The sequence below is a fragment of the Streptomyces virginiae genome (genome assembly GCF_000720455.1).
Lineage (GTDB): Bacteria > Actinomycetota > Actinomycetes > Streptomycetales > Streptomycetaceae > Streptomyces > Streptomyces virginiae.
Window position 1 is genome coordinate 429481 of record NZ_JOAK01000005.1, and the last position, 18975, is coordinate 448455.

At 73.1% G+C, this 18975-nt stretch carries 22 protein-coding genes; 7 read left to right on the plus strand and 15 right to left on the minus strand.

Annotated features, from left to right (window positions below):
• Window positions 1-83: 83 nt before the first annotated feature.
• The 3 genes from IG86_RS0111685 to sigE are packed head-to-tail and all read right to left on the minus strand — an operon-like array spanning window position 84 to window position 2959.
• Window positions 84-1463, minus strand: coding sequence for a S1C family serine protease (locus tag IG86_RS0111685; RefSeq protein WP_037942276.1), 1380 nt, complete (start codon window positions 1461-1463; stop codon window positions 84-86).
• 54 nt (window positions 1464-1517) lie between these two features.
• Window positions 1518-2183, minus strand: coding sequence for a zf-HC2 domain-containing protein (locus IG86_RS0111690; protein ID WP_030896622.1), 666 nt, complete (start codon window positions 2181-2183; stop codon window positions 1518-1520).
• Entirely contained in the window at window positions 2180-2959 is a 780-nt protein-coding gene (sigE, locus tag IG86_RS0111695) for an RNA polymerase sigma factor SigE (RefSeq protein WP_078848251.1), read from the minus strand. The genes IG86_RS0111690 and sigE overlap by 4 nt, the downstream gene beginning before the upstream one ends.
• Window positions 2960-3136: 177 nt before the next feature.
• On the opposite strand from sigE, the gene IG86_RS0111700 reads away from it, so the two are divergent.
• Entirely contained in the window at window positions 3137-3799 is a 663-nt protein-coding gene (locus tag IG86_RS0111700) for an O-methyltransferase (protein WP_030032218.1), read from the plus strand.
• Window positions 3800-3826: 27 nt separating this feature from the next.
• Here IG86_RS0111700 and IG86_RS0111705 read toward each other — a convergent pair whose 3' ends face one another.
• Together IG86_RS0111705 and IG86_RS41070 are read right to left on the minus strand one after the other, a co-directional pair.
• Window positions 3827-4480 (minus strand): hypothetical protein, encoded by a 654-nt coding sequence (locus tag IG86_RS0111705; protein ID WP_244305830.1) that lies wholly within the window; start codon window positions 4478-4480, stop codon window positions 3827-3829.
• A gap of 83 nt (window positions 4481-4563) precedes the next feature.
• Entirely contained in the window at window positions 4564-4731 is a 168-nt protein-coding gene (locus IG86_RS41070; protein ID WP_003966491.1) for a DUF3117 domain-containing protein, read from the minus strand.
• A gap of 333 nt (window positions 4732-5064) precedes the next feature.
• On the opposite strand from IG86_RS41070, the gene chcB reads away from it, so the two are divergent.
• A complete protein-coding gene (gene chcB / locus IG86_RS0111715) occupies window positions 5065-5868 on the plus strand; it encodes a 2-cyclohexenylcarbonyl CoA isomerase (RefSeq protein WP_030896630.1) in 804 nt (267 codons plus the stop codon).
• 24 nt (window positions 5869-5892) lie between these two features.
• Here the strand turns inward: chcB and IG86_RS0111720 are convergent, their stop codons facing one another.
• Both IG86_RS0111720 and IG86_RS0111725 read right to left on the minus strand, forming a co-directional pair.
• On the minus strand, window positions 5893-6459 hold the full coding sequence (locus IG86_RS0111720) for a DNA-3-methyladenine glycosylase I (protein ID WP_199814457.1): 567 nt from the start codon (window positions 6457-6459) through the stop codon (window positions 5893-5895).
• An 8-nt stretch (window positions 6460-6467) separates the two neighbouring features.
• Window positions 6468-6824 carry a DivIVA domain-containing protein gene (locus tag IG86_RS0111725; RefSeq protein WP_030830947.1) on the minus strand — a complete coding sequence of 119 codons (357 nt, stop codon included), beginning with the start codon at window positions 6822-6824 and terminating at the stop codon, window positions 6468-6470.
• A 76-nt stretch (window positions 6825-6900) separates the two neighbouring features.
• Between IG86_RS0111725 and folP the strand changes: the two genes are divergently transcribed.
• Window positions 6901-7761 (plus strand): dihydropteroate synthase, encoded by an 861-nt coding sequence (gene folP / locus IG86_RS0111730; protein WP_030830944.1) that lies wholly within the window; start codon window positions 6901-6903, stop codon window positions 7759-7761.
• Between the two features lie 38 nt (window positions 7762-7799).
• Here the strand turns inward: folP and IG86_RS0111735 are convergent, their stop codons facing one another.
• Together IG86_RS0111735 and dapE are read right to left on the minus strand one after the other, a co-directional pair.
• Entirely contained in the window at window positions 7800-8567 is a 768-nt protein-coding gene (locus IG86_RS0111735; RefSeq protein WP_030830941.1) for an LOG family protein, read from the minus strand.
• 64 nt (window positions 8568-8631) lie between these two features.
• The gene (dapE, locus tag IG86_RS0111740; RefSeq protein WP_030830938.1) at window positions 8632-9711 is read right to left on the minus strand and encodes a succinyl-diaminopimelate desuccinylase; all 1080 of its coding nucleotides are present in this window, start codon (window positions 9709-9711) and stop codon (window positions 8632-8634) included.
• Between the two features lie 78 nt (window positions 9712-9789).
• Between dapE and IG86_RS0111745 the strand changes: the two genes are divergently transcribed.
• Together IG86_RS0111745 and IG86_RS40515 are read left to right on the plus strand one after the other, a co-directional pair.
• Entirely contained in the window at window positions 9790-10779 is a 990-nt protein-coding gene (locus IG86_RS0111745) for a hypothetical protein (protein WP_030830935.1), read from the plus strand.
• Between the two features lie 296 nt (window positions 10780-11075).
• Complete coding sequence (locus IG86_RS40515; protein WP_030660067.1) at window positions 11076-11441, plus strand: hypothetical protein; 366 nt, start codon at window positions 11076-11078, stop codon at window positions 11439-11441.
• Window positions 11442-11509: 68 nt separating this feature from the next.
• On the opposite strand, the gene dapC is transcribed toward IG86_RS40515, so the two are convergent.
• Together dapC and fdxA are read right to left on the minus strand one after the other, a co-directional pair.
• Window positions 11510-12607: a succinyldiaminopimelate transaminase gene (gene dapC, locus IG86_RS0111755; protein WP_030896635.1), complete on the minus strand. Its 1098-nt coding sequence runs from the start codon at window positions 12605-12607 to the stop codon at window positions 11510-11512.
• A gap of 107 nt (window positions 12608-12714) precedes the next feature.
• Window positions 12715-13044, minus strand: a complete 330-nt coding sequence (gene fdxA / locus IG86_RS0111760; protein WP_030027294.1) for a ferredoxin — start codon at window positions 13042-13044, stop codon at window positions 12715-12717.
• 117 nt (window positions 13045-13161) lie between these two features.
• Between fdxA and IG86_RS0111765 the strand changes: the two genes are divergently transcribed.
• Both IG86_RS0111765 and IG86_RS0111770 read left to right on the plus strand, forming a co-directional pair.
• Complete coding sequence (locus IG86_RS0111765) at window positions 13162-14148, plus strand: GNAT family N-acetyltransferase (protein WP_030830929.1); 987 nt, start codon at window positions 13162-13164, stop codon at window positions 14146-14148.
• The gene (locus IG86_RS0111770) at window positions 14046-14939 is read left to right on the plus strand and encodes a transglutaminase family protein (RefSeq protein ID WP_173429243.1); all 894 of its coding nucleotides are present in this window, start codon (window positions 14046-14048) and stop codon (window positions 14937-14939) included. Before IG86_RS0111765 ends, IG86_RS0111770 begins: the two co-directional genes overlap by 103 nt.
• A 491-nt stretch (window positions 14940-15430) precedes the next feature.
• Here the strand turns inward: IG86_RS0111770 and IG86_RS0111775 are convergent, their stop codons facing one another.
• The 4 genes from IG86_RS0111775 to IG86_RS0111790 are packed head-to-tail and all read right to left on the minus strand — an operon-like array spanning window position 15431 to window position 18894.
• Window positions 15431-16048 (minus strand): response regulator transcription factor, encoded by a 618-nt coding sequence (locus tag IG86_RS0111775; RefSeq protein ID WP_030830923.1) that lies wholly within the window; start codon window positions 16046-16048, stop codon window positions 15431-15433.
• On the minus strand, window positions 16045-17214 hold the full coding sequence (locus tag IG86_RS0111780) for a sensor histidine kinase (RefSeq protein ID WP_030830920.1): 1170 nt from the start codon (window positions 17212-17214) through the stop codon (window positions 16045-16047). The genes IG86_RS0111775 and IG86_RS0111780 overlap by 4 nt, the downstream gene beginning before the upstream one ends.
• Window positions 17215-17218: 4 nt before the next feature.
• The gene (locus tag IG86_RS0111785) at window positions 17219-17959 is read right to left on the minus strand and encodes an ABC transporter permease (RefSeq protein WP_030830916.1); all 741 of its coding nucleotides are present in this window, start codon (window positions 17957-17959) and stop codon (window positions 17219-17221) included.
• Entirely contained in the window at window positions 17956-18894 is a 939-nt protein-coding gene (locus tag IG86_RS0111790; protein WP_030830913.1) for an ABC transporter ATP-binding protein, read from the minus strand. Before IG86_RS0111790 ends, IG86_RS0111785 begins: the two co-directional genes overlap by 4 nt.
• Between the last annotated feature and the right edge of the window lie 81 nt (window positions 18895-18975).

The window sequence follows — 18975 nt, forward strand, 5'->3', positions numbered from 1 at the left end:
GAACACACGGTACCCGGCCTTGCCCGCGGGCCCCTACACCCGTCCCGGCCCCGTGAGGGTTTCACCCCCCGGTCATCCCGGGATCACGAGCCGTTCGCCGACCCGAGGACCACGCCCAGCGTGCGCTCCCGGCCGTCGCGCAGCACGGTCAGGGTGAGCGGATCGCCCGGGCGGTGGGCCCGGATCTTGATGATCAGCTCGTCGCCGCCGCGGACCCGCTGTCCGTCCACCTTGGTGATCACGTCACCGGGCTTGATGCCGGCCCGCGCGCCCGGTCCGCCGGCGGTCACGGACGGCTTGCCGTCCTCGCCCTTGTCCCCCACCCGGGCACCGTCGCCCGTGTAGTCCATGTCGAGGGTGACCCCGATGACGGGGTGCGTGGCGTGGCCGGTGGCGATGAGCTCCTCGGCGACGCGCTTGCCCTGGTTGATGGGGATGGCGAAGCCCAGGCCGATGGAGCCGCCCTGCCGGTCGGGGTCGTCCTTGTCGGCGCCGCGGATCGCGCTGTTGATGCCGACGACGTGCGCCCGGGCGTCGAGGAGGGGGCCGCCGGAGTTCCCGGGGTTGATGGGGGCGTCGGTCTGGAGGGCGTCGACGTAGCTGATGTCGCTGCCGTCGCCCTTGTCGCCGCCCGCGGTGACGGGCCTGCCGGTGGCGCTGATGATGCCGGCGGTGACGGTGTTGGAGAGGTCGAAGGGTGCGCCGATGGCCACGACCGGGTCGCCGACCTTCACGTTCTCGGAGTTCCCCAGGCTGAGCGGCCGCAGCCCGCGCACCCCGCTGACCTTGACCACGGCCAGGTCGTAGCCGGAGTCGCGGCCGACCAGCTCGGCGGTGACGCTCTCGCCGGTGCTGAAGGTGACCGCTATCTCCTTGGCGTCGGCGACCACGTGGTTGTTGGTCAGGATGTGCCCCTGCGGGTCCAGGACGAAGCCCGTGCCGGTGCCGCTGCTCTTCGCGCCCCGCACGTGCAGGGTCACCACCCCGGGCAGTGCGGTGGCCGCGATCCCGGCCACGCTGTCGGGCGCCCGGCCCTTGTCCGCGACGGCCGCCTGCGGCAGCTCCAGCCTGGTGCTGCTCTGCCGCTCGGCGAGCACGCCGACGTAACCGCCGATGCCGCCCGCGAGCAGTGCCGTCCCCGCGGCGAGGGCGGCCACCTGCCACAGCCGGAACCCGCGCCGGTCCCGGCCCCGGTCCACGGCCTGGAGGGGCTGCTCGCCCCAGGGGTCGTACCGGACCTCGTGGGCCGGCGCCTCCTGGGCAGGGGCCTCCTGGGCAGGGGCCGCCGCCTGCTCGGCGGCCCCGTTCCGCTCGCCCTCGTCCGCGCCGTCACCCTCTCCGTCGACGGAGAGGTCGGCGGTCTCCGGCCGCGGGGCCGGAACCCCGTCGCGACGGCCGTCGGCCGTGCCCTCGGGCCGGCTCCACCACTGCGGAGCCGGTTCGGTCTGCTGCCTGTCGGCCATGGGCGCTCCCCGCGTACCTGTGCGCATGTCCGGCCGATTCAACCAGGTCCCGGGTCAGCGCAGCAGGGAGACCGGACGGGCCGAGCCCGGCGGGGAGGGCTGGGGCGGCGCCAGCGGGCTCGCCACGGCCGTCAGGAGGGTCGGTACGGCCGCGGGAGTGGGCGGCCGGTCCCGGACCGCCGCGTCGGTCACGGACAGCGCGGGGCCGGGTCTGGAGGTGGGCGCGGGGGAATCACCCCGGACGTTCGGCTCCGTGCCCTCCAGCGGCAGCGTGCCGCCCAGCGCGAGCGCCGCCAGCGACACCGCTCCGGCGGCGACGAAGGCGAACCGGCGGCGAGGGCGTCCCACCTCGTGGATGCGGAAGCCCTCCTGCTGCGGGCGGGCGGCGCCCACGGGCAGCCCGTACGCGAAGGCCTCGAAGGGGTCGGGCTGTGCGGAGCCCGGTCCCGGTGGGCCCGCGGGGCCGGACGGGCCGTCGGGACCGCCTCCCGGAAGCTGCTGCAGGCGCGCGAGAAGGCCCGCGGACAGCGGCGGCGGGGCGCTCTCCACGAACATGGTCTTCAGACGCCGCTGGGCATCGGCCTCGGCCTTGCACTTGGCGCAGGTCGCCAGGTGCGCCAGGACCCGCTCGCGCGCGTCGTGCTTCAGCTCCCCGTCCACGAGGGCGGCGAGCCGGTCACCAAGGTGCTGTTCGGCAGGGGAAGGGCTGGCTCCGGTCACTCGGCTCCGCCCTCTCTCCCGGCGTCCGGCGCGCCCGTCCCCACACCCGCCAGTGCCCGCTGCTCGGCACGGGCCGCGGGCGACCGGTGCTTGAGCGCCTTGCGCAGGTGCGAGCGGCCGCGGTGGATACGGCTGCGCACGGTGCCGAGCTTCACGCCGAGCGTCGCGGCGATCTCCTCGTAGGACAGGCCCTCGATGTCGCACAGCACCACGGCCGCGCGGAACTCGGGGGCGAGGGTGTCCAGCGCCTGCTGGACGTCCGCGTCGAAGTGCGTGTCGTGGAGGACCTGCTGGGGGGACGGCTCGCGGCTCGGCAGCCGCTCGGCGGCGTCGTCGGCGAGCGCGTCGAAGCGGATCCGCTGCTTGCGGCGCACCATGTCCAGGAAGAGGTTGGTGGTGATGCGGTGCAGCCAGCCCTCGAACGTGCCGGGCGTGTACGTGGACAGCGAGCGGAAGACGCGGACGAAGACCTCCTGGGTCAGGTCCTCGGCGTCGTGCTGGTTGCCCGTCAGACGGTAGGCAAGGCGGTAGACCCGCGCGCTGTGCGTGCTGACGATCTCCTCCCACGAGGGAGGGGTCCACGCCTGCGATCCCGCATCTGCGGCAAAGGTCGCGGTGGTTGCGGTGTCTGCGGTGTGGAAGCGGTCAGCAATGTAGGTCACGGATTTCGGCTCACCCGCCGACCAGAAGAGGCGTCTGAACACGCCCCCACGATCCACAGGCGCAGCCGCACCTCCCCTGTCGGCTCTGGTGGTGTCCAGTGGAGTCCCTACCATAGCCACCCCCTCTGTCAGCTCCGGATAAGGGTTTTTGCAGTATCTTTACGCAAGCCTTAGGCCCCGGGGCGGTCCCCGCCGCCGATCTGCCCGGCGCCGTCCTTCTCGTCCCGCCTCCACCCCTCACAACGCCCGGTCCCATCTGCGGGTTCCCGACGTCAACGGATACAGTCACCGTTGCGCCAACTATGGGGACAGGAGAGGGTCATTACCGGCAACCGGCAGACGAGCTGGGCGTTCGCCGACGCGTTTGTCGCCGAGGACGACGCTCTGCGATGGGCCCGCGACCGGTCCAGGGAAGCGGGCCTGCGCTCCGTCTCCCCCGGGACCGGCGCCGCGCTGCGCCTGCTGGCCGCGACCGCGGACGCCAAGGCGGTCGCCGAGATCGGCACCGGAACCGGCGTCTCCGGCATCCACCTCCTGCACGGGATGCGCCCCGACGGGGTCCTGACCACGGTCGATCCCGAGGCGGACCGGCAGGCCTTCGCCCGCCAGGCCTTCCGCGCCGCCGGCTTCGCGGGCAACCGCGCCCGCTTCATCCCCGGCCGCGCCCTCGACGTCCTGCCCCGCCTCGCCGACGGCGGGTACGACCTCGTCTTCTGCGACGGGGACCCGACCGAGTCCCTCGACTACCTCGCCGAATCGTTGCGCCTGCTGCGCCCCGGGGGGCTGGTGTGCTTCGAGGGGGTCTTCTCCGACGGCCGTACGGTCGACTCCGCGGCCCAGCCGGTGGAGGTGCTCCGCGTCCGCGAGCTGCTGCGCAGCGTCCGGGAGAGCCCGGCACTGGAGGCCGCGCTGCTCCCGGTGGGCGACGGCCTGCTCTGCGCCGTGCGCCGCTGACCGTCCGCCCCCCGGCGTCCGGGCGGGTCAGCTCAGGAGCGCGAAGGTGAGGGCCGCCGTACCGCCCAGGGCGGTGCTGGCGAGCAGCTGGGCGGGCGTGTGCGCCCGCAGCGCCAGGCGGGACCATCCGACGGCGGCGGCGACCAGGGCCGCCGGGAGCACCGGCGGGCCGAAGACGAGCAGCAGGATCATCACGGTGCCGCCGGCCACGGACATGTGGATGGATATCTGCCAGACCACCGTCACCAGCAGGGACGAGACCAGTCCCACGAGCATCGCGACGACGAGCGCGAAGACCTGCGCGGGGGCGCCGAGGAGGTGCAGGAGGGCCACCCCGGCGAGGACGGAGAGCAGGCTCAGGGCCATCGGGGCGACCCTCTGGCGCCGCACCCGGATGTGCTGGTCGGTCAGCGCCCCGCGCCGGACCCCGACGGCGATGATGCCGATCGGGACGACACCGCAGAACAGGGCGGCCAGCAGGCCCCACCCGAGCCCCGCCCACGACCCGGTGCTGTGCAGGCCGACGAGCAGGAGCAGGGCGACCACCAGGTTCGCCGGGGCCAGCACGTCGGACAGGACGCGGGCCGCCTTCTGGCGGGGAGTGCAGTCGGCGAAGGCCGGCGGCGCGGGCGGGGAGAAGGTCACGTGCGGCTCCGCTGGGGGTACGAGGTCCTCGGACACGACACAACGCTGCCCCGGCCGCAGATCGCGGTCGGGGCAGCGCAGAGAATGCGAAAGCAGAAGGTGGAAGTGCTGTCAGCGGGTCAGCCGACGACCTTCTTCAGGGCGTCACCCAGGGCGTCCGCCTCATCGGGGGTCAGCTCGACGACAAGCCGACCGCCGCCCTCGAGCGGTACGCGCATGACGATGCCCCGCCCCTCCTTGGTGACCTCGAGCGGGCCGTCGCCCGTCCGCGGCTTCATGGCCGCCATGCTCGTTCCCCTTCCTGAAACCAGCTCATCGTCAGCCGACGGCCCCATTCAGGCGCCTAATACCCGGCATCGAACACATTGCTTCCCAGCCATTATCCCGCATGTCAGGACCCGATGACCAACATCACCCGGGAACGCTTGGGCAACGCGCTCGGCCAAAACCACTCATTTCGGGGATCCGCCTGCGATACTTCGCCGCCGCACCTGGGGAAGCGCTTCAGCTTTCTTTGACACACATCACATGTGCGCTCCGCGTCCGGTCCGCCATGCTGGCCCTTGCACCGGCCGGTACCGGCCGGTAGCCAAGCCCGCGACGAAGGGGGACCCCCTGCCATGGCCGACAGTGTGCTCTACGAAGTGACCGACGGACTCGCGACCATCACGATCAACCGTCCCGACGCGATGAACGCGATGAACACCGAGGCCAAGGTCGCCCTGCGCGACGCGGCACTGGCTGCGGCCGGGGACACCTCGGTCCGGGCGGTCCTGCTGACCGCCGCCGGCAACCGGGCCTTCTGCGTCGGCCAGGACCTCAAGGAGCACATCGGGAACCTCGCCGCGGACCGCGAGACCGGCTCCTCGCTGACCATGAACACGGTCAAGGAGCACTACAACCCGATCGTGCGGGCGCTCACCGAGATGCCGAAGCCCGTCGTGGCCGGCGTCAACGGCGTCGCGGCCGGGGCCGGCTTCGGCTTCGCGCTGGCGGCCGACTTCCGCGTCGTCGCCGACACCGCCTCCTTCAACACCTCGTTCGCCGGCGTGGCGCTCACCGCCGACTCCGGGGTCTCGTGGACCCTGCCCCGCCTGATCGGCGCCTCCCGCGCCTCGGACCTGCTGCTCTTCCCGCGTTCGATCAAGGCGCAGGAGGCGTACGAGCTCGGCATCGTCAACCGCCTGGTGCCCTCGGACTCCCTGCACGCCGAGGCCGAGGCCGTGGCGCGCGCACTGGCCGCGGGCCCGACGGTCGCCTACGCCTCCCTGAAGGAGTCCCTCGCGTACGGGGCCTCCCACACGCTCGCGGAGTCCCTGGTGCACGAGGACGTCCTGCAGACCCGTGCGGGGGCCTCCGAGGACCACTCCATCGCCGTCCAGGCCTTCCTGGCGAAGCAGCCGCCGGAGTACCTCGGCCGCTGACCCGCGCCGCCGTCCCGCGCGGCCCTACGCCGGGTCGCGCAGGGCGCAGGCGGCCAGGTGGTCGTTGACCAGCCCGCACGCCTGCATCAGGGCGTAGGCGGTCGTCGGGCCGACGAAGCGGATGCCGGCCTTCTTGAGGGCCTTGGCGAGGGCGGTGGACTCCGGGGTGACCGCCGGGACCTCGGTGACCGTGAGCGGGGCGGGGCCGGGCTCCTCCGGGGCGTGGGACCAGATCAGGGTGTCCAGCTCGCCGGGCTCCCAGCCGGCGAGGACCTTCGCGTTGGCCAGGGTCGCCTCGATCTTGGCCCGGTTGCGGATGATCCCCTCGTCGGCCAGCAGCCGCTCCGCGTCCGCGTCGCCGAATGCGGCGACGGCCGCGATGGAGAAGTCGGAGAAGGCCTTGCGGAAGCCCTCGCGCCGGCGCAGGATCGTCAGCCAGGACAGCCCCGACTGGAAGGCCTCCAGGCACAGCCGCTCGTACAGGGCGTCGTCGCCGTGGACCGGACGGCCCCATTCGGAGTCGTGGTAGGCGACGTAGTCGGGCGTGGAGAGCCCCCAGGGGCAGCGCAGCAGGCCGTCCGGACCCGCCACGGGCCCGCTCACCGCTCACCGCGCTTGCTGAGGTCGACCGGGCCGGAGGCGTCCTGCGGTGCCGCGGAACCGGGCGACGCCGTTCCCGTCAGCAGGGCGATCCTCGCGTCCCGCTCGGCGAGCTCCGCCGCCAGCCGCTCCAGTACGTCGTCCACCTCGGCCATCCGGTAGCCGCGCGGCGCGACCGGCAGCCGCAGCGCATCGATGTCCTCCCGCACCACGGGCCGGGTCTCCGGCAGCCCGTCCGCCACCCGGTCCGGCTCCGCTTCCGGCAGGACGGCCTCCGAGCCGCCGCCGATCACCGCAAGGGTGACCGCTGCCACGACCACGACCAGCGCGATCATCAAGAAGAAGAACACGATCAACTCCCCTGAGAGACTCCGGCCACCAGGTTAAGGTCGCAGGCGAGGCGCGAGGGCCGCCGAAGGAGGAAAGACCAGGATGCTGCGACTGGGCAGGCGCGAGTTCGACACCCACGAGCCGGTGATCATGGCCATCGTGAACCGGACTCCGGACTCCTTCTACGACCAGGGCGCGACGTTCCGCGACGAGCCCGCGCTGGACCGGGTGGAGCAGGCCGTCGCCGAGGGCGCCGCGATCATCGACATCGGCGGGGTCAAGGCGGGGCCGGGCGAACACGTGGACGCGGCCGAGGAGGCGCGGCGCACGGTCGGTTTCGTGGCCGAGGTCCGCCGCCGCCACCCGGACGTGGTGATCAGCGTGGACACCTGGCGGCACGAGGTCGGCGAAGCGGTCTGCGAGGCCGGGGCGGACCTGCTGAACGACGCGTGGGGCGGGGTGGACCACAAGCTGGCCGAGGTGGCGGCGCGCTACGGCGCCGGCCTGGTCTGCACGCACGCCGGAGGGGTCGAGCCGCGCACCCGGCCGCACCGGATCGCGTACGAGGACGTGATGGAGGACATCCTGCGGGTCACGGTCGGGCTCGCCGAACGGGCCGCGGCCCTCGGCGTCCGCCGGGACGCGATCATGATCGACCCGGGTCACGACTTCGGGAAGAACACCCGCCATTCGCTGGAGGCGACCCGGCGGCTGGAGGAGATGACGGCGACGGGCTGGCCGGTGCTGGTCTCGCTGTCCAACAAGGACTTCGTCGGCGAGACCCTCGACAAGCCGGTCAAGGAGCGTCTGCTGGGCACGCTGGCCACCACGGCCGTGTCGGCCTGGCTGGGCGCGCAGGTCTACCGCGTCCACGAGGTCGCGGAGACCCGCCAGATCCTGGACATGGTCCGCTCGATCCAGGGCCACCGGCCCCCGGCCGTCGCCCGCCGCGGCCTGGCCTGATCCCGCGGGCCGGCCGCGGCCGGCCCGCGGTGGCGGTCCTACTTGCCGACTTCCTTCGTCACCAGGGCGATCGCCTCGTCCACGTCGTCGGTGACGTGGAAGAGGTAGAGGTCCTTCTCCGAGGCCTTGCCCTGGGCGATCACCGTGCCCCGCAGCCAGTCGACGAGCCCGCTCCAGTACTCCGTGCCGAACAGCACGATGGGGAAGCGGGTGATCTTCTGGGTCTGGACCAGGGTCAGTGCCTCGAACAGCTCGTCCAGCGTGCCCAGCCCGCCGGGCAGCACGACGAAGCCCTGGCTGTACTTCACGAACATCGTCTTGCGGACGAAGAAGTACCGGAAGTTCAGGCCGAGATCGACGTGCTGGTTGAGCCCCTGCTCGAAGGGGAGCTCGATGCCGAGGCCCACCGAGATCCCGTTCGCCTCGCGGGCGCCCCTGTTGGCGGCCTCCATCGCTCCCGGACCGCCGCCGGTGATCACCGCGAAGCCGGCGTCCACCAGCGCGCCGCCGATCCGCACGCCCGCCTCGTACTCGGGCGATCCCTCCGGGGTGCGGGCCGAGCCGAACACGCTGATCGCGGGCGGCAGCTCGGCCAGCGTGCCGAAGCCCTCGATGAACTCCGACTGGATGCGCAGGACCCGCCAGGGATCGGTGTGGACCCACTCGGAGGGCCCGGCGGAGTCCAGCAGCCGCTGGTCCGTCGTACTGCCCGCCTGCACCTGGCTCCGCCTCCTCAGCACCGGCCCGAGCTGCTGCTCCTCGGGCCGGCGACGAGCGGACCCGTCGGAAATGCCGGGGTTGCCCATGATGTGCTCCCTCCTGCTGATCGTTGGATCAGGGTAGGCGCACAAAGGTGACGGGAAGCGGAATTCAGGAGGTCAGCCAGGCGCGGAGTCGTTCCTCGCAGTGCAGGATCGCCTTCGTCTCCACGCGCTCGTCGACCTTGTGGGCCAGCAGGGCGTCGCCCGGCCCGTAGTTCACCGCCGGGACGCCCAGCGCGCTGAAGCGGGAGACGTCCGTCCAGCCGAACTTCGGCATGGCCCGGCCGCCCACCGCCTCCATGAAGGCCGCGGCCGCGGGGTGCGAGAGGCCCGGGAGGGCGCCGCCGGAGGAGTCGTCGACGACGAACTCGGCGATGTCGCAGTCCGCGAACACCTCGCGGACGTGGGCGATCGCCTCGGCCTCGCTGCGGTCGGGGGCGTAGCGGAAGTTGACCGTCACGGTGCACGCGTCGGGGATGACGTTGTTGGCGACGCCGCCCTCGATGCGCACCGCGTTGAGGCCCTCGTGGTACTCCAGGCCGTCGATGACCGGCTTGCGGGGCTCGTACACCGCCAGCCGGGCCAGGATCGGGCTCGCCGCGTGGATGGCGTTGGAGCCCATCCAGCTGCGGGCGGAGTGGGCGCGCTCGCCGGCGGTGCGCAGCAGCACGCGCAGAGTGCCCTGGCAGCCGCCCTCGACCTCGGCGTTCGAGGGCTCCAGCAGCACCGCGAAGTCGCCCGTGAGCCAGTCGGGGTGGGCTTCGGCGACCTTGCCGAGGCCGTTGAGGTCGGCGGCGACCTCCTCCTGGTCGTAGAAGACGAAGGTGAGGTCCCGGTTGGGCTCGGGCACGGTCGCGGCGATGCGCAGCTGCACGGCGACGCCGGACTTCATGTCGGTGGTGCCACAGCCCCACAGGACGTCGTTCTCGTCGAGGCGCGACGGGACGTTGTCGGCGATCGGCACGGTGTCGAGGTGGCCGGCGAGTACGACGCGCTCGGCGCGGCCGAGGTTCGTGCGGGCGACGACGTTGTTGCCGAAGCGGTCCACGGTGAGGTGGGGCAGGCCGCGCAACGCGTCTTCCACGAGGTCGGCGAGTACCTTCTCGTCGCCGCTCACGGAAGGGATGTCGACGAGCCGGGCGGTCAGCTCGGCGGCGTCCAGGGTGAGGTCCAGCTCGGATTCGGACATGGAACTGACCCTAACGCCCCGGGGTGTGGCGAAGCGTCCCTCGTCCGGCCGGTGGACGCGTCATATGCCTCAAGTACGGTGGGCCGCGTGTCCGAGATCCGTGATCCCCGTCCTCGCCGCCGCAGGCTGCTCCGTGTGGTCGTCGGCCTGCTCGTTCTCCTGTCGGTGGCCGGGTACTTCGCCGTGCAGCGCGCTTCGAACGGCGGGGGCGCCCCCTTCTGCGTCGCGAGCGCGGACGCGTCCGGTCGTGACGGCGGCTCCGAAAAGTACGAGATGTCCCCGGAACAGGCGGCGAACGCGGCGACGATAGCCGCCGTCGGGATCGCCAAGGGCCTGCCCGACCGGGCCGTCACCATCGCCCTGGCGACGGCCATGCAGGAGTCCGCCCTGCGCAACCTCGACCACGGCGACCGCGACTCGCTGGGGCTCTTCCAGCAGCGCCCTTCGATGGGCTGGGGCACGCCGGAACAGATCACGGACCCGGTCTACTCTGCCGGGATCTTCTACGACCGCCTCGTCGACGTGCCGGGCTACTCGCGGCTGCCGCTGACGGTGGCCGCGCAGAAGGTGCAGCGCAGCGGTTTCCCGCAGGCCTACGCCAAGCACGAGCCCGACGCGACGGTGCTGACCGCGGCCTTCGCCGGCGGCGGCAGCCTCGACTGCGGCGGTCCGGCGCCCACGCAGCCGGGCGACCCGGCGAAGGTGCGCGCGGGCCTGGTACGGATCTTCGGCGAGGACGGGATGCACACCTTCGGCCCGCAGGGCGGCCAGGGCGGCCAGGCCGGCCGCAGCGCCGGCGGCCGGGCCGTCGCCGAGCCCGAGATCACGATGGTGGAGAAGCGGGACGCGGGCGAGGCCGCGACGCGCCGCAGCCGGGCGATGGCCCACTGGGCGGTGGCCAACTCGCGCGAGATGGGGATCGCCCGGGTCTCCTACGACCTGCGCGGCTGGGTCGCGGGCAAGGACCGGGGCCAGTGGCAGGACAAGGCGGAAGCGGCCGCGAAGAAGGGCGACGGCGACCCCTACGGCGCGGCTCCCGGCGAGGTACGGATCTTCATGGCCCGCTGATCCGCCCGGGCTCCGCCGACCGGACGGGACTCCGACGACACGCCCCAGGGTCAGCCGGGGGCACCCGGCCGCGCGTACGAGTGATCACTCCTGCGGGGGTGATCACCATCGCGCCCCACCCCGCCCGGCGGACCCCCCGGAGGGACGGAACCCCTGGTCGGCGCGCATCCAATGCTCTTGTCGCGGAAGCCGATTAAACGATGCGTTACCGATCCTTTACCCGGCGGCGCCGCAACTCCACCCGCCCCGGGAGCGGTTAGTCAGGCCGTACTCAGCCGCTACCGCTTAGGAGCATCATGTCCCTCCCCCTGACCCGTCGGATCGCCCGTGCCGCGCTGCTCGTCGCAGCCGGGGCAGCGCCCGTGGTCGGTGCGGCCGGCGCGGCCAGCGCCGCCGGCCTGGAGTCCGTGCCGCAGCTGGGCGCACTCACCGCCACGGACGCCCCCGCGGCGACCGCCGACACGGCCACGGGAACGGCCACCGACGCCGTCGGCACCGCGGGTGCCGCGGCCAAGACCCTGCCGGCCCCCGCGTCCGACCTGGCCGGCCAGGCGGGCGGCCTGCTCGGCGGTCTGCCCACGACCCAGGAGCTGCCGGTCTCCGCACTGCCCGTGGGCGGTGTCCTGCCGGCGGGACTGCCCGGCGGCGCGCTGCAGGGCTGACATCCGGGAAACACCGAGGGGGCCGGGAGTTGCACACTCCCGGCCCCCTCGGGCTGTCACGGGCCGGGTCAGCCGAGGCGCTTGACCGCCGCCTCGACGCGCTCGTCGGTGGCGGTCAGGGCGACGCGCACGAAGCGGGCGCCCGCCTCGCCGTAGAAGTCGCCGGGCGCGACCAAGATGCCCAGCTCCGCGAGGTGCGCGACGGTGTCCCAGCAGGGCTCGTCGCGGGTCACCCACAGGTAGAGGCTCGCCTCGCTGTGCTCGACCCGGAAGCCGTGCGCCTCCAGGGCCGCGCGGAGCGCCGTCCGGCGGGCCGCGTAGCGCTCGCGCTGCTCCGCCACGTGCCGGTCGTCGCCGAGCGCCGCCACCGTGGCCGCCTGGACCGGGGCGGGGGTCATCATGCCGCCGTGCTTGCGGATCTCCAGCAGTTCCCGGAGCACGTCCGCGTCACCGGCGACGAAGGCCGCCCGGTACCCCGCCAGGTTGGAGCGCTTGGACAGGGAGTGGACCGCGACGATCCCCTCGTACGAGCCGCCGCACACGTCGTCGTGGAGGACGGAGACGGGCTCGGCCTCCCAGCCCAGCTCCAGGTAGCACTCGTCGCTGAAGAGCAGGATCCCGTGTTCCCGCGCCCAGGCCACGATCCGGACGAGCTCGTCCTTCGCGAGGACCTTGCCGGTGGGGTTGGACGGGGAGTTGAGCCACAGCAGCTTCACGCGCGCCGGGTCGAGATCGGCGGTCGGGTCGTCGTAGACCACCGGCTCCGCGCCGCACAGCCGCGCCCCGACCTCGTACGTCGGGTAGGCGAGCCGGGGGTAGGCGACCTGGTCACCGGCGCCCAGGCCCAGCTGGGTCGGCAGCCAGGCCACCAGCTCCTTCGAGCCGACGACCGGCAGGACGTTGCGGTGCTCGGCCGCGCTCGCGCCGAGCCGGCCGCGCAGCCAGCCCGTGATGGCGTCGCGCAGGGCCGCGGTGCCCCACACCGTCGGGTAGCCGGGGGAATCGGCGGCGTCGATCAGGGCCTGCCGGATCAGCTCCGGGACCGGGTCCACGGGCGTGCCGACGGACAGGTCGACGATGCCGTCCGGGTGGGCCGCCGCCGTCTTCTTGTACGGCTCCAGCTTGTCCCAGGGGAAGGCGGGAAGACGGTCGGATACTGCGGCCACGGTGGTCTCTGCTCTCTCTGAGTGCTGGTGGGACGGGTCGGAAAACACCGCGGTCCCGTGCGGCGGGCAGGCCGTACGGGACCGAGTGGCGCTTCTGCCGCGAAGGGTCAGTGCTCGCCGTTGATGCCGGCGGGCAGACCCGCGACGAAGGGGTGGTCGCGCTCGATCAGGCCCAGCTTGGAGGCACCACCGGGCGAACCGAGCTCGTCGAAGAACTCGACGTTCGCCTTGTAGTAGTCCTTCCACTCTTCCGGAGTGTCGTCCTCGTAGAAGATGGCCTCGACCGGGCAGACCGGCTCACACGCACCACAGTCGACGCACTCGTCCGGGTGGATGTACAGGGACCGCTGGCCCTCGTAGATGCAGTCGACGGGGCACTCTTCGATGCATGCCTTGTCCTTGACGTCGACACAAGGCTCCGCGATGACGTAGGTCACGCTCTCGTTCCTCCTCGGTAGGGCTTTCCATATCGCGCGGGAGCGCGGCGTCGTCGATGCCCGCACCTAGTATCTCCGTTCCCGGGCACGATCCGAACAGGAGGGGCGGACAGAGCTGTGGAAATCACTGCCGGAGGACTGCTGGAGGTCCGAATCACCCCGGCTGACGTGGGTAAACGTGTCTCTGTACGACGGGTGGAGACCGGACTGAGCGGATCACCCGAGTTCACGGACACGGTCGGTGTTCTCACATCCTGGGACCAGGGTGTGCTGCTGATCACAAAGAAGAACGGACAGTCCGTCCGCATCCCGGAATCCTCGCTGGTGGCGGGCAAGGTCGTGCCCGCGGCGCCGGCCCGGCGGCGGGGTCCGGCGGCCTCCTTCGAGGAGCTGACGAGGGTCTCGGCGCGGGCCTGGCAGCCGCTGGAGAGCGAGCCCCTGGGCGGCTGGACGCTGCGCGCTTCCGCCGGGTTCACCCGGCGGGCCAACTCCGTGCTGCCGGCGGGCGACCCGGGCATACCGCTCGACGATGCACTCGCGCGAGTGACCTCCTGGTATGCGGAGCGAGGACTTCCGGCCTATGTGCAGGCCGCCACGGGGGCCGCCGGCACGCAGGAGCTGCTGTGCGCGGAGCTGGAGCGCCGGGGCTGGGTGTCCGAGGCGTCGGCCGAGGTACGGATCGGGGCGCTGGCCCCGGTGGGCGACGTGGACGCGCCCGCGAGCGGCTCCGTGACTCTGACCCGTGCCCCGGACGAGGAGTGGCTCGGGCGCTACGGAAGGGTCTCCGACCCGGACGTGGCCCGGCGGGTCCTGGTGCAGGGCCCGTCGGTGTGGTTCGCCTCGCTGCCCGGGGGGCGGGCGATCGGACGGTGCGTGGTGGACGGCCGGTGGGCCGGCTTCGCGGCGGTGACGGTCGATCCCGCCCACCGGCGGGAGGGGCTCGCCACGGCGGTGATGGCCGCCCTGGCGCGGCGCGCGCTGGAGGAGGGCGCGTCGGCGGCGTGGCTGCAGGTCGAGACGGACAACGCGGCGGCGCTGGCGCTGTACGACGGGCTGGGCTTCGCGACGCACCACGCCTACCACCACTTCCGGGCGGCCCGGTGAGCACGTCGGCCCGGCGGGAGCAGTTCGCGGCGCAGGCCCGCTCGGAGCGGCCCGACCTGGCGGTGATGTGCCTGCTGCTGGCGGCGGAGGCGGATCCGGAGCTGGACGAACGTGCCATGGACTGGGCGCAGATCGAGCTGGACCGGCTGGCCGGGATGCTGCCGTACGGTCTGCGGGGCGGGCGGGCGTGGGCCTCGGCGGTGACGGAACTGCTGGGCGGGCGCCTCGGTTTCCACGGCACCCCGGCGGACTACGAACGGCTGTCGTCCTCGCTGCTGCACGAGGTGCTGAGGCGCCGGCGCGGCCTGCCGATCCTGCTGTCGGTGGTGTGGCTGGAGGTCGCCCGGCGGGCGGGCGCGCCGGTGTACGGGCTGGGGCTGCCGGGGCACTTCGTGGTGGGCTTCGGCGACCCGGAGGAGGGCGTGGTGGTGGACCCGTTCGCGGGCGGCGCCTCCCTGGGCGCCGGGCCGGCGGAGCTGGCGTCGGGGCCGCGCACGCCGGCCAGGACGCTGGACATCGTGCTGCGGATCCTGACCAACATCCGTGCGTGGGCCGCCACCCGCCCCGAGCAGTCGGGGGTGGCGCTGTGGGCGCTGGAGCTGTCGCTGCTGCTGCCGTCGCATCCGGCGTCGCTGCGGTACGAGCGGGCGCGGCTGCTGGTGGAGCGGGGCTCCTTCCGGGAGGGGGCGGCCGAACTCGACGCGTACGCCGACGTCGTCGCGGCGGTGGACGACGACGCGGCGGCCCGCATCCGCGCCGAGGCCGTCTCGGCCCGCGCCCTCCTGAACTGACCGGTCCCGCGCCTGCTGCACGCAGCCGCACCCGCCGGGGCGGGCATGCGCGGGGATTCCGCCGGGGCGGGGCCCCGCCAGGGGGTTCCGCCGGGGCCGGGCGCACGCCCAGGGCATTCCGCCGGGGCGGAGGCCCGCCAGGGGGTTCCGGCGGGGCCGGGCGCACGCCGGGGCGTCTCCTCGGGCGCCGAACGGTGCTCAGGGTCGGCAGGTACGGCGGCGGTGCGTTCGGCGCCCTGCGGGGATCGCCCCGACATACACCCGGCCCCGCCGGAACCGGCCGGACCGGCTCGCGCAGCCCGTCCGGCGCTTGAGGACCCGGGTCCGGGGCAGAGCAGCGGCGGCGGTGCGTTCCGCGACCTGCACGTATGCCCGCGGCATGCACCCCGGCCCCGCCGGAACCAGCCGGACCGGCCCGCGCTGCAATTCAGCCCGTCCGGCGCTTGAGGACCCGGGTCCGGGGCAGAGCAGCGGCGGCGGTGCGGGGGGGGTCAGAGCCAGCCCTTCTCGCGGGCCACGCGCACCGCCTCGGCACGGTTGCGCGCCGCCAGTTTCTGGATCGCCGTCGAGAGGTAGTTGCGGACGGTGCCCTGGGAGAGGTGGAGCCGGGCTGCCAGCTCGGAGTTGGTCGCGCCCGTCTCCGCCTGGCGCAGGACCTCCCGTTCGCGGTCCGTCAGCGGGTTCGCGCCCTCGGCCAGGGCCGCCGCGGCCAGCGTGGGGTCGATGACGCGCTCGCCCCGCAGGACCTTGCGCACGGCCGCCGCCAGCTGCGCGGCCGGGGCGTCCTTGACCAGGAAGGCCGAGGCTCCCGCCTCCATGGCGCCGCGGAGGTAGCCGGGCCGGCCGAAGGTGGTCAGGATGACGATCCGCAGGTCCGGCAGCTCGGTGCGCAGGGCGGCCGCCGCCTCGATGCCCGTCATGCCGGGCATCTCTATGTCCAGCAGTGCGACGTTGACGTCGTGCGCGCGGGCAGCCGCCACCACCTCGTCGCCGCGGGCCACCTGGGCCAGCACCTCGATGTCGGGTTCCAGGCCGAGCAGGGCGGCGAGGGCCTCGCGGACCATCGACTGGTCCTCCGCCAGCAGGATCCGGATGGGGCGTGCGGTCATGAGGGTGATCCTAGGTCGACGGGGACGCGGGCGGTGAGGGCGAAGCCGGTCCGGCCCGTGGGGCCGGCCGACAGGGTGCCGCCGACCGCGGTCAGACGTTCCGTCAGGCCCGTCAGGCCGTTGCCGGGGGTGCTGTGGCCGCCCGAGCCGTCGTCCGAGACGGTCAGCTCCAGTACGGGCCCGTCCAGCGTCTGGCGCGTCCGCAGGGTGACCCGGCAGTGCCGGGCACCGCTGTGCCGGACCACGTTGGTCACGGCCTCGCGCAGGGACCAGGCGAGGGCGGACTCCGCCTCCTCCGGGAGTTCCCCGGAGGGCTCCGCGGGGAGGTCCGCGACCACGCCGGCCGCGGCCAGCGCGGTACGCGCCCCCGCGAGTTCGCCGGGCAGGGTGGGCCGCCGGTAGCCGCTCACGGCTTCCCGTACGTCGACCATCGCCTGCCGGCTGACCTGCTCGATGTCCGCCACCTGCTGGGCCGCGCGGTCGGGGTGGTCGGGCAGCATCCGGCCCGCCAGTTCGCTCTTCAGCGTGATCAGCGACAGCGAGTGCCCCAGCAGGTCGTGCAGGTCGCGGGCCATGCGCAGGCGTTCCTCGTTGGCCGCGAGTTCGGCGACGGTGGCTCGGGCCTGCCGCAGTTCGATGGTGGTGCGGATCATGGCGCGGACTCCGATCATCGCGAAGCCGCCCATCAGGGCCGGGATCAGCAGCCCCGCCAGGTAGGCGTCGCCGTCGGGAACCGCGTTGGCGGTGGCGGCCAGCAGCGCCGTGGTGCCCGGGACCGTCCAGCGGGAGATCTCACCGGGCAGGGCGGCTCCGGAGGCGATGGCCACGTAGACGAAGAGGACCAGCCATTCGCGCCCCAGGGCCAGGGAGAGGACCGTCGCCTCGGCGGCGAGCAGGGACAGTGCGAGCAGCATCCTGCGGGTGTCCGTCTCGCGGGCGGTGCGCAGGACGAGGACCAGGTACCAGGCGACGAAGGCCGCGAGGCCCAGGGCACCGAGCACCCGGGCGCCGGTGCTGTGTCCGCCGCCGATCAGATCGGTGACGGGGGCGCTGAGGTAGAAGAGCCAGATGCCGGTCCACACGACCCGGGCCGTCTTGTGGCGGTTGTTCTCCGATGCGAGGTCGGCCCGGCCCGCTCCGTTCCCGGCTTCCTTCGTCAGTGCCACGGTTTCACGCCTTCAGTGAGTCCTTGCGGTACAGCCAGGCGGCGGCACCCGTGAACAGTACGAAGTACACGGCGAGGATCGCCACGTCCCTGGCGTGCGGTGCGTTCCCCAGCTCGATGGCCTGGCCGAGGGCCGCGTAGGCATGGGTGGGCAGCCATGCGCAGATGTCCTGGAGCCACTGCGGGAAGTTCGCGGTGGGCATCCACAGGCCGCCGAGGATGGACAGGCCGAAGTAGAACAGCATCGTGACGGGCCGGACGGTGTCCCCGCTCGCCAGGTATCCGATGGCCACGCCGAGCGCGGCGAAGACGAGGCTGCCGGCCCAGATGGCGCCGACGAGGGCGAACCACTGCCAGGCGTCGAAGCGTACGTCCTTCACGGCGGCCGCCACCGCGAAGACGGCCAGGATCGCCGGCAGGGAGAGCACCCCGGCGCTGGCGGTCTTGGCGAGCACGTAGCCGCGGCCGGGCAGCGCGGTCAGCCGCAGCTGGCGGACCCAGCCCTGCTCCCGCTCCTTGGCGATGCGTTCGCTGTTGCCCATCAGGACGGCCGTCAGGGCGCCGAAGGAGGCCATGGCGACCATGTAGAAGGCGGGCATGGTCAGTTCGGTGCCCATGACCTTGGTGGTGCCGTCGAGGGTGCCGCCCAGCATCAGGAAGAGGGCGGCCGGGTAGAGGACGGTGAAGAAGAGGTACTTCTTGTTGCGCAGGGCGCGGGTGATCTCCAGCTTGACCAGGACGTTCACTTCGAGGCCTCCTCGGTGAGGGCGATGAAGGCCTGTTCCAGGCCGAGGCCCGCGACCTCCAGGTTGCGGGGGCGGATGCCGAGCGCGAACAGGGCGTGGACGGTCTCGTCGGCGTCGGCGGACTGGAGCCGCACGGTGGCGCCGTGGCGCTCGAAGCGGGTCAGGCCGGGCAGTGCGCGCAAGAGTTGCTCGTCCACCGGATCGGCGCCGTCCAGGTCGAAGGCGATCTTCCGGGCGCCCGCCCTGGCCTTGATCTCGGCGGCCGTGCCGTCCGCGAGCAGCCGGCCCTGGTGGAGCACCAGCACCCGGTCGGCGACGGCGTCGGCCTCCTCCAGGTAGTGCGTGGCGAACAGGACGGTGCGTCCCTGGTCCGCCTGGTCCCGCATGGTGGCCCAGAAGGCCTGGCGGGAGGTCACGTCCATGCCGGTGGTCGGCTCGTCGAGCACGATCAGGTCGCAGTGGCCGGCGGTGGCCAGCGCGAAGCGGACGCGCTGCTCCTGGCCGCCGGAGAGCTTGTTGACCTTGCGGCCGGCGATGTCGGTGAGTGAGGCACGGGTCAGCACCTCGTCGACCGGGTACGGCCGGGGGTGCAGGGCGCAGCCGAGGGCGACGATCTCCCGTACGGTCACGTCCTCCATGAGGCCGCCGCTCTGGAGCATCGCGCCGACCCGGCCGGCGGCGACGGCCTCGCGCGGGGTGGTGCCGAAGAGCCGGACCGAACCGGAGTCGGCGGGGCGCAGGCCGAGGAGGAGGTCGAGGGTGGAGGACTTCCCGGCGCCGTTGGGGCCGAGGAGTGCGACGGTCTCGCCCGGGTGGAGCGCGAGGGAGAGGCCGTCGACCGCCCGGACCGTGCCGTAGCTCTTGGTCACGTTCTCGAAGCTCACCGCCGGGTCGGTGGTGGGTTGCGCGGCGCGTGCCGCGGTCGTCGTCGTCATGGGAAGAGGTTCGCCCGTAGGGGGTGCCGCGCGGCAGTGTCGGGCGTCGTGCGTGCCGCATGACGGATGTCATGCGGCGGA